Annotated in this window: 14 protein-coding genes and 1 riboswitch; of the genes, 8 read left to right on the forward strand and 6 right to left on the reverse strand. The window is 72.4% G+C overall.

All coding sequences use genetic code 11. The annotated features are described in order from the left end of the window. Window positions 1-13: 13 nt before the first annotated feature. Window positions 14-161, reverse strand: a riboswitch (SAM riboswitch). 169 nt (window positions 162-330) lie between these two features. Both ACSU6M_RS15445 and ACSU6M_RS15450 read left to right on the forward strand, forming a co-directional pair. Further along, window positions 331-1,275, forward strand: coding sequence for a glucosyl-3-phosphoglycerate synthase (locus ACSU6M_RS15445; protein ID WP_437070298.1), 945 nt, complete (start codon window positions 331-333; stop codon window positions 1,273-1,275). A gap of 70 nt (window positions 1,276-1,345) precedes the next feature. Further along, on the forward strand, window positions 1,346-2,731 hold the full coding sequence (locus ACSU6M_RS15450) for an alpha,alpha-trehalose-phosphate synthase (UDP-forming) (protein WP_437070299.1): 1,386 nt from the start codon (window positions 1,346-1,348) through the stop codon (window positions 2,729-2,731). A gap of 103 nt (window positions 2,732-2,834) precedes the next feature. Here the strand turns inward: ACSU6M_RS15450 and otsB are convergent, their stop codons facing one another. The 3 genes from otsB to ACSU6M_RS15465 all read right to left on the reverse strand — a co-directional run bounded on the left by otsB (window position 2,835) and on the right by ACSU6M_RS15465 (window position 5,345). Beyond that, window positions 2,835-3,719: a trehalose-phosphatase gene (gene otsB / locus ACSU6M_RS15455; RefSeq protein ID WP_437070300.1), complete on the reverse strand. Its 885-nt coding sequence runs from the start codon at window positions 3,717-3,719 to the stop codon at window positions 2,835-2,837. Window positions 3,720-3,808: 89 nt separating this feature from the next. Beyond that, window positions 3,809-4,042 (reverse strand): DUF3263 domain-containing protein, encoded by a 234-nt coding sequence (locus ACSU6M_RS15460; protein WP_437070301.1) that lies wholly within the window; start codon window positions 4,040-4,042, stop codon window positions 3,809-3,811. Between the two features lie 52 nt (window positions 4,043-4,094). After that, a complete protein-coding gene (locus ACSU6M_RS15465; RefSeq protein ID WP_437070302.1) occupies window positions 4,095-5,345 on the reverse strand; it encodes an extracellular solute-binding protein in 1,251 nt (416 codons plus the stop codon). Between the two features lie 141 nt (window positions 5,346-5,486). On the opposite strand from ACSU6M_RS15465, the gene ACSU6M_RS15470 reads away from it, so the two are divergent. The 3 genes from ACSU6M_RS15470 to ACSU6M_RS15480 all read left to right on the forward strand — a co-directional run bounded on the left by ACSU6M_RS15470 (window position 5,487) and on the right by ACSU6M_RS15480 (window position 8,718). After that, entirely contained in the window at window positions 5,487-6,431 is a 945-nt protein-coding gene (locus ACSU6M_RS15470; RefSeq protein WP_437070303.1) for an ROK family protein, read from the forward strand. After that, a complete protein-coding gene (nagA, locus tag ACSU6M_RS15475; RefSeq protein ID WP_437070304.1) occupies window positions 6,431-7,669 on the forward strand; it encodes an N-acetylglucosamine-6-phosphate deacetylase in 1,239 nt (412 codons plus the stop codon). The genes ACSU6M_RS15470 and nagA overlap by 1 nt, the downstream gene beginning before the upstream one ends. 119 nt (window positions 7,670-7,788) lie before the next feature. Next, the gene (locus ACSU6M_RS15480) at window positions 7,789-8,718 is read left to right on the forward strand and encodes a 1-phosphofructokinase family hexose kinase (protein WP_437070305.1); all 930 of its coding nucleotides are present in this window, start codon (window positions 7,789-7,791) and stop codon (window positions 8,716-8,718) included. A gap of 7 nt (window positions 8,719-8,725) precedes the next feature. On the opposite strand, the gene ACSU6M_RS15485 is transcribed toward ACSU6M_RS15480, so the two are convergent. Further along, complete coding sequence (locus ACSU6M_RS15485) at window positions 8,726-9,688, reverse strand: carbohydrate-binding protein (protein ID WP_437070306.1); 963 nt, start codon at window positions 9,686-9,688, stop codon at window positions 8,726-8,728. A 119-nt stretch (window positions 9,689-9,807) separates the two neighbouring features. Then, on the reverse strand, window positions 9,808-11,466 hold the full coding sequence (gene cdgB / locus ACSU6M_RS15490; protein ID WP_437070307.1) for a diguanylate cyclase CdgB: 1,659 nt from the start codon (window positions 11,464-11,466) through the stop codon (window positions 9,808-9,810). Window positions 11,467-11,884: 418 nt separating this feature from the next. Here cdgB and ACSU6M_RS15495 point away from each other — a divergent pair, with 418 nt between their 5' ends. Next, on the forward strand, window positions 11,885-12,376 hold the full coding sequence (locus tag ACSU6M_RS15495; RefSeq protein WP_437075162.1) for a flavin reductase family protein: 492 nt from the start codon (window positions 11,885-11,887) through the stop codon (window positions 12,374-12,376). Window positions 12,377-13,115: 739 nt separating this feature from the next. Here the strand turns inward: ACSU6M_RS15495 and arfB are convergent. After that, window positions 13,116-13,553 carry an alternative ribosome rescue aminoacyl-tRNA hydrolase ArfB gene (gene arfB, locus ACSU6M_RS15500; protein WP_437070308.1) on the reverse strand — a complete coding sequence of 146 codons (438 nt, stop codon included), beginning with the start codon at window positions 13,551-13,553 and terminating at the stop codon, window positions 13,116-13,118. Window positions 13,554-13,708: 155 nt separating this feature from the next. On the opposite strand from arfB, the gene ACSU6M_RS15505 reads away from it, so the two are divergent. Both ACSU6M_RS15505 and ACSU6M_RS15510 read left to right on the forward strand, forming a co-directional pair. Beyond that, on the forward strand, window positions 13,709-14,284 hold the full coding sequence (locus tag ACSU6M_RS15505; RefSeq protein ID WP_437070309.1) for a TerD family protein: 576 nt from the start codon (window positions 13,709-13,711) through the stop codon (window positions 14,282-14,284). Between the two features lie 111 nt (window positions 14,285-14,395). Next, window positions 14,396-15,349, forward strand: coding sequence for a GNAT family N-acetyltransferase (locus ACSU6M_RS15510; protein WP_437070310.1), 954 nt, complete (start codon window positions 14,396-14,398; stop codon window positions 15,347-15,349). Window positions 15,350-15,591 lie beyond the last annotated feature (242 nt).

Here is a 15,591-nt window from a genome sequence, read left to right on the forward strand (position 1 = left end):
GCGAGGCCCTTTCTCCTCATCTTCCTCACGACGCATCTCGCCGTGAGACGGATTTGGCACCTTCCCTAGCCGGGAGCCTCGCTGCACGAATGTCAGGAGAACCGACTGGAGGGTTGCCGGGGCTTCATCGGGCCGTATCCCTCTGCCCCTCTGGATGAGCGGTATGGAGTTGTCCACGCATACGACCCCCGACATGCGATGGTCATCAGCGTTGTTCAAGACTGTAACCGAAGGCCAGGACAGTTGAGATAGCCGTCCGAACCGCGAGATGGATCACAGAATCCCCTGAGACCCCACCCTCGCCGAGAGAACGCAGAGGAGCCCCAGGCTGTGCTGGAAGAAGTCGAGCGCTGGCTGACCACCCGCTCCTGGTCCGCCGCCGACCGCCCGCTGCACCAGATCCTGGCCGCCAAGCGCGCGAGCGGGCAGACGGTCTCCGTCGTGCTCCCCGCGCTCAACGAGGAGGAGACGGTCGGTGACATCGTCTCCGTCATCCGCCACGACCTCATGCACCAGGCGCCCCTGGTCGACGAGATAGTCGTCGTCGACTCCGGCTCGACCGACCGCACCTCCGAGGTGGCCGCCGCGGCGGGCGCCAAGGTCGTGCACCGCGACACGATCCTGCCCCGCATCCCGGCCGTCCCCGGCAAGGGGGAGGTGCTGTGGCGCTCCCTGCTCGTCACCACCGGGGACATCGTCTGCTTCGTCGACGCCGACCTGAAGGAGTTCTCCTCCGACTTCGTCTCCGGCATCGTCGGCCCGCTGCTCACCGACCCGGACGTGGACCTGGTCAAGGGCATGTACGACCGCCCGCTGGCCGGCGCCGCGGGCCAGGGCGGCCGGGTCACCGAACTGATGGCCCGCCCGCTGCTCAACATGCACTGGCCGCAGCTGGCCGGGTTCGTCCAGCCGCTGGGCGGCGAGTACGCAGCCCGGCGCACCCTCCTCGAACAGCTGCCGTTCCCCGTCGGCTACGGCGTCGAGCTCGGCATGCTGGTCGACTCCCTGCATCTCGTCGGCCTCGACGCCCTCGCCCAGGTGGACGTAGGGGTGCGCAAGCACCGCCACCAGGACGGCCAGGCCCTCGGCCGCATGGCGGCGGCGATCTACCGCACGGCCCAGCTCCGCCTCGCCCGCGGGCATCTGATCCGGCCCGCGCTCACCCAGTTCGAGCGGGGCGAGGACGGGTTCGAGGCGCGCACGTACTCCGTCGACACGGAGGAGCGCCCGCCGATGGTGGAGATCGCCGAGTACGCCGCGCGCAAGGTGGCGTGACGCGCCAGGGCGGCCGCACCTGGCCGATCCGCACGTTTGAGCGTTTCCGGGCCGGGCTAGGTTGAGGCGTATGGCTTCCACGCACGGTGCACAGGTGCTGCTCGCGTCCAACCGCGGCCCGGTCTCCTACGAACTGCGCGAGGACGGCTCGCTGCACGCCAAGCGGGGCGGCGGCGGGCTCGTCTCCGGACTCTCGGCGATCGGCCCGGACGCGGGCGCCGTCTGGGTCTGCGCGGCGCTGAGCGACGCCGACCGGGAGGCGGTGCGCCGCGGGGAGGGGCAGCAGGGCGTACGGATGCTGGACATTCCGGCCGACGTCCACGCGGACGCCTACAACGGCATCGCCAACTCGGTCCTGTGGTTCGTCCACCACATGCTCTACCAGACGCCTCTGGAGCCGGTCTTCGACCTGGAGTTCCGGCGGCAGTGGGCGTCGTACGAGGCGTACAACCGCGCCTTCGCCGAGGCGCTGGCCCAGGAGGCGGCCGAGGGCGCGGCGGTGATGGTGCAGGACTACCACCTCGCGCTGGCGCCCGGCATGCTCCGCGAGCTGCGCCCCGATCTGCGCATCGGCCACTTCTCGCACACGCCCTGGGCGCCGCCGGAGTACTTCCGCATGCTGCCGGACGACATCGCCGCCCGGCTGCTGCGCGGCATGCTCGGCGCGGACCGGCTCGGCTTCCTCACCCGGCGCTGGGCGGACGCCTTCACCGCGTGCTGCGAGCGGTTCGCGGGCGGCCTCGGGGAGACCCGGATCGGCGTGCACGGGCTGGGCGCCGACGCGGACTTCCTGCGCCGGCGCGCGCACGAGGACGACGTCGACGAGCGGATCGCCGGGCTGCGGGAGGAGATCGGCGCGGGCCGCAGGGCGATCGTGCGGGTCGACCGTACGGAGCTGTCCAAGAACATCGTGCGGGGCCTGCTCGCCTACCGGCACCTGCTGGAGGCCCACCCCGAGTGGCGCGAGCGGGTGGTGCACGTGGCCTTCGCCTACCCCTCCCGCCAGGACCTCGCGGTGTACCGCGACTACACGGCCGAGGTGCAGCGCGTCGCCGAGGACATCAACCTCCGCTACGGCACCCCTGACTGGACGCCGGTCGTCCTCCACGTCAAGGACGACTTCGCCCGCTCCCTGGCCGCCTACCGCCTCGCCGACGTCGCCCTCGTCAACCCCATCCGCGACGGCATGAACCTCGTCGCCAAGGAGGTCCCCGTCGTCTCGGACAGCGGCTGCGCGCTGGTGCTCTCACGCGAGGCGGGGGCGTACGAGGAGCTGGGCGAGGACGCGGTGGGCGTCAACCCGTACGACGTCGTCGGCACGGCGGAGGCGCTGCACGCGGCCCTGACCATGCCTTCGGAGGAGCGGGCGGAGCGCACGAAACGCCTGGCCGCCGCGGCCACCGCCCTGCCGCCGGCCCAGTGGTTCATGGACCAGCTGAACGCGCTGACGCACTGACCCGGCGCAGGTGCGGGCCGGGGGTGGGTGACGCTCCCCCGCGCCGGCTGGGTGCCGCGTCGCCCACGGCGAGACCGGGCAACGGCGAGAAGGCGCCCCGCCCTCACCCCAGCCGCGCCGCCACGGCCGACAGCAGCCGCACCACGCCCTGCGGGCCGTCGACCACCACGTCCGCCCGTTCCCGCAGCTCGGCCACCTCGTCGCTGCCGCTGCACACCAGCAGGCCCGGCACGCCCTCGGAGCGGAGCTTCTCGACCGCGGCGAACGCGGGCAGGTCACCCAGGTCGTCACCGGCGTAGAGGACACACCCGGCGCCCACCTCACGGACGTACTCCGCGAAGGCCACGCCCTTGTCCATGCCCGGTGGGCGCAGTTCGAGGACCAGACGCCCCGGCTCCACGATCAGCCCGTGCCGCGCGGCCAGCGCGCCCAGCGGTTCCCGCAGCGCCTCGAACGCGGCCTGCGGATCACGCGCCCGGCGTGTGTGGACGGCGAGCGCGCGCCCCTTCTCCTCGACCCATGTCCCCTGCCACTCCCCGACGGAGTCGAGGACCCCCGGCAGTTCGGCGCGGACGGCCGCGACACCGGGATGCGGCGCAGGCGCGCTCACGCGACCGGTCGCCGCGTCCCAGCGCTCGGCCCCGTAGTGCCCGAGCACGACCAGGTGCTCCAGCCCGGCGACCCCGGCGAACCCCCCGTACCGCACGGCGACCCCCGGCGGCCGCCCGGTGATCACCGCGACGGACGCCACCCTCGGCGCGAGCCGGGCCAGCGCGGGGACGGCGTCGGCGTGGGCGCGTGCCTGGTCGGGGTCCGGCACGATCGGCGCGAGCGTGCCGTCGAAGTCGAGGGCGATCACCGCCCGGTCCGGCCCGGCCAGAAGCGCGTCGAGCCCGTCGCGGCCGGCCGGGGTGACGGGGACCGGCAGAGCGGCGCCGTCCGTACCCGCGCCCGTACGTTCGTTGGAAGCGTGCTCATGGCTGCCCATACCGCGACCCTATCCACGCTCCCCCCGCCCCACGCACGGCTCACCGACGCGGGACGAGAGTCACACCGCCCCCGGCCGGCGAGAGCAGGTCAGCGCTCGGCCCGCCGTGCCTCCCGCACCCGGCGCAGCCGGTTGACCGTCACCGGGTCGTGGGCCAGCGCCCGGGGATCGTCGAGCAGGGCGTTCAGCAGCTGGTAGTAGCGCACCGGCGCCAGCCCCAGCTGCTCCCGTATCGCCCGCTCCTTCGCGCCGGGTCCGGCGAAACCGCGCCGCTCCAGCGCGAGGATGTCCCGCTCCCGCTGTCCGAGCCCTTCCACGTCCATGCCCGCACAGTAACCCCGGCCACTGACAGCGGCCCCGAGCTGCCCGGCGGCCTCAGTCCGCCGACTCCGCGTCCGCCTGCGTCGCCTTGGCCTCCAGGGAGCTCAGGACGGCCGACGGGCTGCCCTCGGGCGCGACCGCCTTCCCGATCTCGGCCTTGACCGCCGCGCTGACCGCGGCCCAGGACGTCTTGCCGACCGGGTAGAACTCGGCGAGCCCCAGCTCGTCGAGGAACGGCTTGAGATGCCGGTCCCCGGCGTCCGCGCTCATCACCGCCGAGGCGGAGTTGGTGACGGGCAGCAGGTCGTACTCGCGGGAGAAGTCGAGCACGTTCTTCTCGCTGTAGACGAAGTCCAGGAACTCCCCGACCTGGTCGCGGTGCCCGTCCTTCTTGAACGCCAGCATCCAGTCGGCGACCCCCATCGTCGACTTGCTCTCGCCGTTGACGCCGGGCATCGGCACCATGCCGAACTTCACGCCCTTCTTCCCGGCGATCTTCATCAGCGAGGGGTGTCCGTTGAGCATGCCGACCTTGCCGTCGGCGAACGCGGCGAACGCGTCGGCGCGGTTCAGCTCGCCCGGCGCGACCGGCCCGGTCAGGCCCTTGCCGACCAGCTGGTCGCGCAGCCAGGTGAAGGTGTCGACGTTCTGCGCGGAGTCGATGCCGTACGTGCCGAGCGTGTCGGTGTACCCGCCACCGCCGCTGAGCAGCCACTGCATGGTCTCGGCCTGCGCCTCCTCGGGCCCGAGCGGCAGGGCGTACGGGTAGGTCACGCCCTCCTCCTTCAGCGCCTCGGCGGCCTCGGCCAGCTCGGCCCAGGTGGTGGGCGGGGTGAGCCCGGCCTCGGCGAAGAGCTCCTTGTTGTAGAACAGCAGCCGCGTGGACGCGGCGAACGGCATGCCGTACTGCCGTCCGTCGATCTTGCCGGCGTCGGCGAGCTGCCCGGCGAAGTCGGCCTGGGTGGTGATGGAGAGCAGTTCGTCGGCGGTGTGGAGCAGATCGTCGGCGGCGTAGTCGGCGTACGCACCGATCTGGGCCATGTCGGGGGCGTCGCCCGCCTCGACCATCTCCTTGACCTTGCGGTCGACGTCGTTCCAGGAGTAGACGGAGACGTCGATCTGCACGCCGGGGTGCTCGGCCTCGTAGGCGGTGACCAGCTTGTCCCAGTACTTCTTGGAGCTGTTGGCCGCGCTGTCGCCGTAGTCGGCGGCGACCAGCTTCAGGGTGACGTCCTCGGAGCCGTCGCCGATCCCGCAGCCGCCGAGCACCGCCGTCATCCCCAGCGCGGAGACCACCGCGACCATTGCCGTCCTACGCCGCTGCACTACCGAGCCCCTGCCCTGAGTTCCGTGGGACGCTCCCCTGAGCGTCCGCTATCCGAAGTATGGTCTACACCACGTAAGTGGACTAGACCTCTTGCGGGTCCTCGGTCCACACTGTCCCCCGTGAGACATGTCATCGCCCTCGATGTGGGCGGCACCGGGATGAAGGCCGCCCTGGCCGGGGCGAACGGCGAGCTGCTGCACCAGGCACGCCGGGCCACCGGGCGCGAGCGCGGCCCGGACGCGGTCGTCGACGGCATCCTCGACTTCGCCGCCGAGCTCCAGGCATACGGCGAGCAGCACTTCGGCGAACCGGCGAGCGCGGCCGGGGTCGCGGTCCCCGGCATCGTCGACGAGGCACTCGGCGTCGCCGCCTACGCCGCCAACCTCGGCTGGCGCGACGTACCCCTGCGCGAACTGATGGCCAAGCGGCTCGGCGGCATACCGGTCGCCCTCGGCCACGACGTGCGCACCGGCGGTCTCGCCGAGGGCCGCGTCGGGGCGGGCCGCGGCGCCGACCGCTTCCTGTTCGTGCCGCTGGGCACCGGCATCGCCGGCGCGATCGGTCTGGACGGCCGGGTGGAGGCGGGCGCCCACGGCTTCGCGGGCGAGATCGGCCACATCGTCGTACGGCACGGGGGCACCCCCTGCCCGTGCGGTCAGCGCGGCTGCCTGGAGCGGTACGCGTCCGCGTCCGCGGTCAGCGAGGCATGGGCTGGCGCCTGCGGCGATCCCGCGGCGGACGCCGCCGACTGTGCGCGGGCCGTCGTGTCCGGCGACCCGAACGCCGTACGGGTCTGGGGCGAGGCCGTCGACGCGCTCGCCGACGGCCTGGTCACCGCCCTCACCCTGCTGGACCCCCGCACGCTGATCATCGGTGGCGGTCTCGCCGAGGCGGGGGAAACCTTGTTCTCACCGCTGCGCGACGCGGTGAGGGAGCGCGTCACCTTCCAGAAGCTGCCGAGCATCGTCCCGGCGGCCCTGGGCGACACGGCCGGCTGCCTGGGCGCGGGCCTCCTGGCCTGGGATCTCCTGGACAACAACGACGGCAAGGAGGAAACGCCCTAATGGCAACCCCCTCAGGGGCGCGGGGCCCTATGGAATGTGCGGCTGCCGCCGCGCGGGCGCGAGCAACCACGGACCACCCGCACCCCGCAACGGCGAAGACCCCCCTGGTGCTCACCGGCGCGACGGTCGTCCTCCCCACAGGACCCGTCGAGAACGGCCAGCTGATCGTCGACGGCACCCGCATCGCGCGCACCTCCCCGGAGAACGCCCAGGTCATCGACGTAACCGGCCACTACCTGGTCCCAGGATTCGTCGACATCCACAACCACGGCGGCGGTGGCGCCTCGTTCACCTCGGGCACGGCGGACGACGTGGTCAAGGGCATCCACACCCACCGCCTGCACGGCACCACCACCCTCGTCGCCTCCACCGTCACCGGCGACATGGACTTCCTCACCCACCGCGCCGGCCTCCTCTCCGAACTCGCCGAACAGGGCGACATCGCCGGCATCCACTTCGAGGGCCCGTTCATCTCCCCCTGCCGCAAGGGCGCGCACTCCGAGGAGCTGCTGCGCGACCCGGACCCGGCGGAGGTGCGCAAGCTGATCGACGCGGCGCGCGGGCACGCCAAGATGGTCACCCTCGCCACCGAGCTGCCGGGCGGCATCGACTCCGTACGCCTGCTCGCCGAGCACGGCGTGATCGCGGCGGTCGGCCACACGGACGCCACCTACGAGCAGACGGTCGAGGCGATCGAGGCGGGCGCGACGGTCGCCACCCACCTGTTCAACGCGATGCCGGCGCTCGGCCACCGCGCGCCCGGCCCGATCGCCGCCCTGCTGGAGGACGAGCGGGTCACCGTCGAGCTGATCAACGACGGGACGCATCTGCACCCGGCCGCCCTGGAGCTGGCGTTCCGTCACGCGGGCGCGGACCGGGTCGCGTTCATCACCGACGCGATGGACGCGGCCGGTTTCGGCGACGGCCGCTACATGCTGGGCCCGCTGGAGGTCGAGGTCGCGGACGGGGTGGCGCGGCTGGTGGAGGGCGGTTCGATCGCCGGGTCCACGCTGACGCTGGACCGCGCGTTCAAGCGGGCGGTGACGATCGACCGGCTGCCGGTCGCCGACGTGGTCGCCGCGCTGTCCGCCAACCCGGCGCGGCTGCTGGGCCTGTGGGACTCCGTGGGCTCCCTGGAGCCCGGCAAGTACGCCGACCTGGTGGTGCTGGACGCCGGCTTCGACGTCAAGGGCGTCATGCGGCGGGGGGAATGGGTGGTCGATCCCCGACTGGGCTGAATCCGCCATCGGCGGGGAGACGGTGGCCGGTCCTGGGCTGGGCCGGTCGCCGTCTCTTTGGCATGATCGGGACCCTCGGACAGTCAGTCAGCCAGCGTTCTCGGGGGAGGTCGGGCCAGGTGATCCTCACGGTCACACTGAACACCGCTCTCGACATCACCTACCGCGTGCGGTCCCTGCGGCCGCACTCCTCCCACCGGGTCTCCGAGGTCGTGGAGCGGCCCGGCGGCAAGGGGATCAACGTGGCACGGGTGCTCGCCGCGCTCGGCCACCGGGTGACGGTCACCGGCTTCGCGGGCGGCGGCACGGGCCGTGCGCTCCGGGAGCGGCTCGGGGCGACGCCGGGGGTGGTCGACGCGCTGGTGCCGGTCGGCGGGGCGACCCGCCGCACGATCGCCGTCGTCGACGAGACCACCGGCGACACCACCCAGCTCAACGAACCCGGCCCGCCGGTGACCCCGGCCGAGTGGGCCGCCTTCCAGGACGCCTACGGACGTCTGCTCGCGTCGGCGTCGGTGGTGGCGCTGTGCGGCAGCCTGCCGCCGGGGGTCCCGGTGGGGGCGTACGCGGGACTGGTGCGGACCGCGCGGGCGGCGGGTGTGCCGGTGCTGCTGGACACCAGCGGAGAGGCGCTGCGCCGGGGCGTGGCCGCCCGCCCGGACCTGATCAAGCCGAACGCCGACGAACTGGCCGAGCTGACCGGCTCCCACGAGCCGCTGCGGGCCACCCAGGACGCCCGCCGGCGCGGGGCGCGGGCGGTGGTCGCCTCGCTGGGCGCGCGGGGCCTGCTCGCCGTCACCTCCGAGGGCCACTGGAGGGCCGCCCCGCCCGCCCATGTCCGCGGCAACCCGACGGGCGCCGGCGACTCGGCGGTCGCGGGCCTGCTGTCGGGCCTGGTGGAAAACCTCCCCTGGCCGGACCGCCTGGCCCGCGCGGCCGCCCTGTCCGCGGCGACGGTCCTCGCGCCGACGGCGGGCGAGTTCGACCCCACGGCCTACGAGGAACTGCTGGCCCGCGTCGCGGTGACGACGGAGGCCAGCGCGGCCTAGGCCCTGCCTACTCCTTGACCTGGCCTTCCTTGATCCTCAGCCGGTCCAGCAGGACGTTGCACTTGTCGCCGTCCCCGCAGGAGACGGTGAGGGTGTTGGTGCCCTTGGTCAGCGTCGGATAGGCGTAGGTGTAGGTCCAGCCCTTGGCGAAGTCGCCGTCGGCGGCATGGGCGTAGTTCTTCATGCTCAGCTTGGTGCCGAAGGGCTTGCCGTTGACGGTGAGCGTCATCGACTGGTCCTCGCCGGCCGTGCTGTAGTCCGCGAAGAGGGTGTAGACGCCTTCCTTCGGGATGCCGTCGACCGTCCAGGTCACGGACGCGCCCGGCTGGTTCAGGCCGGTGACGTACACGCCGCCGTCGGACTGGGCGCCGGGGACGTCGGTGGCCAGGCCCACGCCCGGGGACAGCCGCAGCGCCTTGGCGTCGATCTCCTTGGCCTCCATCGGCTCCTCGGCGCTGGAGCTGGCCGTCGGGCTCGGGTCCTTGCTCTCCGTGGCCGTGGGGGCGGGGCCGGCCTGGTTCTGCGTCTTGTCGCCCTTGTCGTCCTCGCCGCTGACGATGGCGACGCCGATGCCGATGACGACGGCGGCGACGACGGCGAGGGCGCCGATCAGGAGGCCCTTGGTGTTGGGGCCGCGGCCCCGGCCGCCGCCGCTGGCGTACGACTGCTGCGGGGCCGTCGGGGCGCCGCCGCCGGGCAGCGTCTCGGGTGCCGCGTAGTGCGGGTTCGGGCGGCCGTAGGCGGCCTGCTGCTGACCGTAGGCGGCCTGCTGCGGGATCTGCTGGCCGTAGGTGGCGCCCGGCTGCTGGCCGTACTGGCGTTCACCGACCGTCCGCACCCGGCTCACGGAGTTCGGGTAGCCGTAGCCGCCGGAGGGCGGCTGGGCGCCGTTGGCCTGACCGTCGGCGTACAGATAGCCGAACGGGTCGTCGTCCTCGGGCGTGCTCGCGCCGTTGTTGCCGGGCGTCATCCCTTGGTCTCCTCAACAGGTGCGGGGCAGATGCGGTACGGGTTTCAGAGAGGCGAGCCTACCCGCTTCCACGCCCCCAAACGGGTGACTCAGGCCGCATCAACCCTCTGACCTGCGGTTCATCCCGCACGTCTGTGCTGTTTGGGACGAGATCGTTTCTCGACGTACATCCGCTCGTCCGCGGACTTGAGCACTTCGTCCGCGGTCATCCCGCAGTGCGCCCAGCCGATGCCGAAGCTGGCGCCCACGCGGACGGCCCGCCCCTCGGCGCGGATCGGCTGGATGATCTCGTTGCGCAGCCGGACGGCGAGGTCCTGGGCGTCGGCCCGGCCGAGGCCGTCGGCGAGGATCACGAACTCGTCGCCGCCGAGCCGGGCCACGGTGTCACCGTCGCGCACCCCGCCCGACAGGCGCCGGGCGACCTCGATGAGCACCGCGTCGCCCGCGTTGTGCCCGAACCGGTCGTTGATCGACTTGAAGCCGTCGAGGTCGCAGAAGAGCACCGCGAGCCCCTTGGTGCCGTCGTCGTGCTCGCCGACGGGGGCGACGGTGTGCACATGGTGGTCGTAGGCGTCGTACGGGTCGGCGCCCGGCCGGAAGTCGAAGCCGTGGCTGCCGGTGTCGTAGACGGCGTGCCCGTAGGCGGCGTCGACCGACTCCAGCTCGCCGGGGTGGCCGGACTGCGGGCGCTGGCAGAGCCGCGCGGACAGGCGGGCGCGCAGTTCGGCGGAGTTCGGCAGGCCGGTGAGGGAGTCGTGGGAGGCGCGGTGGGCGAGCTGGAGCTCGCGGCGCTTGCGCTCCTCTATGTCCTCGACGTGGGTGAGCAGGAAGCGGGGGCCGTCGGCGGCGTCGGCGACGACGCTGTTGCGCAGGCTCACCCAGACGTACGTACCGTCGCGGCGGCCCAGTCTGAGTTCCGCGCGGCCGCCCTCGGCGGAGGTCCTGAGCAGGGTGCCTATGTCCTCGGGGTGGACCAGGTCGGAGAAGGAGTAGCGGCGCATCGCGGCGGCGGGGCGGCCCAGCAGCCGGCACAGGGCGTCGTTGGTGCGCAGGATGCGGCCGTGCTGGTCGCCGCCCATCTCGGCGATGGCCATGCCGGAGGGGGCGTACTCGAATGCCTGCCGGAAGGATTCCTCGCTTGCCCGCAGGGCCTGCTGCTCGCGTTCGAGGCGGACCAGGGCGCGCTGCATGTTGGACCTGAGGCGGGCGTTGCTGATCGCGATGGCGGCCTGGAACGCGTACATCTGCAGGGCCTCGCGGCCCCAGGCGCCGGGGCGGCGGCCGTTGCGCGGGCGGTCCACGGACAGCACGCCGAGCAGTTCGCCGTGCGGGCCGCCCTGGCCGCCGGGCGCGTACATCGGCGCGAAGAGGCGGTCGGCGGGGTGCCACTCGTCCTCGAAGCGGGGGGCGGGGCCCTCGGTGAACCACTGGGGGACGTCGTCGTCGTCGAGGATCCAGCCCTCGGTGTGCGGTATGAAGATCAGGTCGCCCCACGCCTCGCCCATGTTCAGCCGGCGCTCCCAGGACTCGCGGGAGCCGACCCGGCCGGTGATCAGGGCCTCGGCGGCCGGGTTGCCGGAGAAGGCGGCGACGACGAGGTCGCCGTCGGGGCGGACCAGGTTGACGCAGGCGAGTTCGTAGCCGAGGGCGGTGACGACGCCGTCGGCGACGGTCTGCAGGGTGTCGGCGAGGCTGCGGGCGGTGTTCATGTCGGCCATGACCTGGTGCAGCTGCCGCAGGGACGCCAGACGGACGTAGGGCTCCGACTCGGTTTCCATGCTCGCCCTCCCCCCGAGACCTCGCAGCGAATCAAGGGTTGTCCTCGGCGCCATTTCAGGGTGGTGCCCATTGCATCTTCCACGCCACTGAATCACAGCGCGCTGCCCACTCGGTACACAGGGTCAACAATTAGTCGCCCTTGTGACTCAAGTCACAGGCTAACGTGAACAATTGAGTGAGGTTTCCGCGTTTTCCCTGTCTGTTCCCCCGACGCGAATCGGGTCGAGACACCCGAGAGGCGTCGGACTCCGCCGGGAGTCCTAGGTCCGCGCTCGGACCGACGGCCGATGCGGATGCCGTGTCGCGCAGACTAGCGTTTCTCGTGTGCTGAACCATCCTCCCGTCACGCTGCCCGCCCAGTCCGTGCCCGCCGCCGGGCATCCTGTGGGGGTGAGCAACGACGAGTTCCGCGCCGCCATGTCGCGGCTGGCCGCGGGCGTGGTCCTGGTGACCGCCACGGAGCCGCCGCTGGATCCGGACGATCCGGCGGCGCCGGCGGGCGAGGACGTCGGCATGACGGCCACCGCGTTCATGTCGGTGTCGCTGGATCCGCCGCTGGTGCTGGTCAGTCTGCGCGAGGGGTCCCGTATGGACGATCTGCTCGCCGAGCAGCCGTTGTGGGCGGTGTCGGTGCTCTCCGAGAGCCAGCGGCACATCGCCGGGCGGTTCGCGATGAAGGGGCGGGTGAGTGACCGGCTGCTGTTCGCCGACATTCCCTACACGCGCGGGGAGGCGACCGGTGCGCCGCTGGTCGGGGGTGCCCTTGCCACCCTGGAGTGCCGCACCGAGCAGCGGGTGAGCGCGGGGGACCACACGCTGGTCGTGGGGCGGGTGCTGACCGCGCGCGTGCCGAGTGCGGACGGGGGGCCGCTGACGTACTTCCGGGGGCGGTACCGGCAGCTGGGGTGACCGTTGCGCCTCCGGCGGGGGCCGTGCGCCGGGGCCGTGCGCCGGGGCCGGTGGGTGGGTCGGGGGCGTGGGGGTGCGGTGAGCCCGGCGCGGGTCCGGGGCTCGGCAGGTCGGTGCGTTGCTGTCTGCTGGTGACTGCGTAAGCGCCGGGCTGCACCGCACCCCCACGCCCCACTCCCGCCGTCGGGCGGCTTTCGGTGGGGGGTGGCAGGGGCCCGCGGGTGGGACGGCGGAAAGCCGCCAACGGCGAGCAACCGGAGAAGGAGACCCCAGCCTCCTGGCCGACTGGAAACGGGTGGCGCGTGGGCGGGGAAACACCCCCGAACGGCGGGAAAGCCGCCAACGGCGAACAGCCACAGAAGGAGACCCCAGCCTCCTGGCCGACTGGAAACGGGTGGCGCGTGGGCGGGGAAACACCCCCGAACGGCGGGAAAGCCGCCAACGGCGAACAGCCACAGAAGGAGACCCCAGCCTCCTGGCCCACTGGAAACGGGCGGCGCGTGGGCGGGGAAACACCCCCGAACGGCGGGAAAGCCGCCAACGGCGAACAACCACAGAAGGAGACCCCAGCCTCCTGGCCCACTGGAAACGGGCGGCGCGTGGGTGGGAAAACGCCCCCGAAACGGCGGGAAAGCCGCCAACGGCGAACGACCGGAGAGGGTGAGCCCAGCCTCTTGGCCGACCGGAGACGGGTGGCGGAGGGGAGCCCAGGGGGCAGCCGGCGAGAGGGGCGCCGCCGTTACTGCCAGCCCCGCGCGGAGCGCCCCCGTTTGGTCTCGGCGCGAGCCTTCTTCTCGCGAAGGCGCCGCTCGTTGATGCCGCGCGGAATCCGGGTGGGCCGGCGAGGTTTCGGCGGCGGTGCGGTCGCCTCGGCCAGCAGCGCGGCGAGCCGCACGGCCGCGGCCTCGCGGTTGCGCCACTGGGACCGGTGCTCGGAGGCCCGTACGGTGACGACCCCGTCGACGAGCCGCCCGGCGAGCCGTTCCAGTGCCCGCTGCTTCCACACCTCCGGCAGCGCTGTGCTGGCGGCGATGTCGAACCGGAGTTCCACCTGGGAGTCGGTGGTGTTGACGTGTTGCCCGCCCGGGCCCGAGGAGCGCGAGAAACGCCACATGAGCTCGGCCTCGGGCAGCGAGACGGAGCCGCGGATGACATGGGGACCGGACATGCCGACCATGTTCCCGTTTCCGCCGCGTTCACGTCACTCGAATATCTCCGGGGGCGGGGTCCGGTAAAGAAAGTAAAGACACCTGGAACCTATGGCACCTCCCTCGACGTTCATTGGGGTAGCTGTAGGTTCGTCGTACGCAACGAGGGAAGGGACTCCCAACAATGGCTGTAAGCCTGTCCAAGGGCGGCAACGTCTCGCTCACCAAGGAAGCTCCGGGCCTGACCGCCGTCACCGTGGGCCTCGGCTGGGACGTCCGCACCACCACCGGCACGGACTTCGACCTCGACGCCTCGGCGATCGCGGTCAACCCGCAGGGCAAGGTCTACTCCGACGCCCACTTCGTCTTCTTCAACAACAAGCAGACCCCGGACAACACCATCGTCCACACCGGTGACAACCGCACCGGCGAGGGCGCGGGCGACGACGAGGCGATCAACGTCAACCTGGCCGCCCTCCCGGCCGACGTCGACAAGATCGTCTTCCCGGTCTCCATCTACGACGCGGAGTCCCGCTCGCAGAACTTCGGCCAGGTCCGCAACGCCTACATCCGCATCATCAACCAGGCCGGCGGCGCCGAGATCGCGCGCTACGACCTGTCGGAGGACGCGGCCACGGAGACGGCCATGGTCTTCGGCGAGCTGTACCGCAACGGCGCCGAGTGGAAGTTCCGCGCCGTCGGCCAGGGTTACGCCTCGGGCCTGGCGGGCATCGCGCAGGACTTCGGCGTGAACGTCTGACGGACCTCGCGCAGGGCAGTCGTACGGAACCCCCGGTCCCGACCGGGGGTTCTCCCTATGGGTGGCCGGTGTCGCCGGATGCGGTGGCCCCCGAGGGGTAACGTGCCCGGCATGATCATCGAGCGGCTGGACGTTCCGCCCGGTCAGGACATCCCCGGGCCCCTGCTGACCGAACTCACCGCCCTGTACGCCTCGCAGCGCGACTTCCACGCCCTCACCGGTGACTTCCCCGACCCGGACGGCATCCGCCCCGAGCAGGTGGCCGCCGCGCTCGCCGGCGAACTGGCCCAGCCGGGCGCCGAGGTGCTGCTGGCGCGCGCTCAGGGGCGCCTCGTGGGCGTCGCGATCACCCTGGCGCACCACCCGGACCCGGCGGACCCGGACCCGTGGATCGGGCTGCTGATGGTCGACGCGGGCCTGAGCCGGCAGGGTTACGGCAGCCGGTTCGCCGCCCTCGTCGAGGACCGCTTCCGCGCGGCCGGGCGCAGCGCCGTGAAGCTCGCCGTCCTGGAGAACAACCCGCGGGGCCTCGCCTTCTGGACCGCCCTCGGCTACGAGGTGATCGACCACCGCGAGGACCGGCAAGGGGGCCGCCCCTGCGCGGTGCTGCGCAAGCCTCTGCGCCTCCCCCGCCGTGCGGCCCGCGTCGCGGTGCTGGACCCGGAGGGCGCGGTGTTCCTGTTCCGGTACGACAACGTGGAGGTGGGCGTCCACTGGGCGTGTCCGGGAGGCGGACTTGAGCCCGGTGAGTCGCCGCGCGAGGGTGCCCTGCGCGAGCTGCGCGAGGAGACCGGCTGGACCGATCTGGTGCCGGGTGCGCTGCTGACCACGTGGGAGCACGACTTCACGCACGCGGTCGGCCCGGTCCGCCAGCACGAGCACATCTACGTCGCCCGCGGCCCCCGCCGGGAGCCCACCGGGCCGCACCTGGCGGCGGCCCACGCCGAGGACGGGATCCTCACCTGGCGCTGGTGGTCCCGCGCCGAACTCGCCGAGGAGGCCGAACCGGTGTGGCCGCCGGAACTGGCCCGGCTGCTGGACGACTTGGACCGGACCAACGGCTAGCGCTGCCTCAAGTGCCGCCGACTGTAGGCGGATCGGGAGATTCCGTATGTCCGCATAGCGGAGTTTCGGCCACGGGTTTCGGATACGAACACGTAAAGTCTTGACGGCGGTCTGTCAAACAGGGGCCTCTCGGTGCCACCCTCTCCTCACTCGCCGCAATCTGTGCCCCACCTGTGCCTCACCCCAAGAGGCGCAGTCCACAGTCCTGTGCCTCGCCCCAGAGGCCGGTGATCAAGGAGACC

This window comes from Streptomyces sp. enrichment culture (assembly GCF_964272895.1).
In the GTDB taxonomy this organism is placed as follows: domain Bacteria; phylum Actinomycetota; class Actinomycetes; order Streptomycetales; family Streptomycetaceae; genus Streptomyces.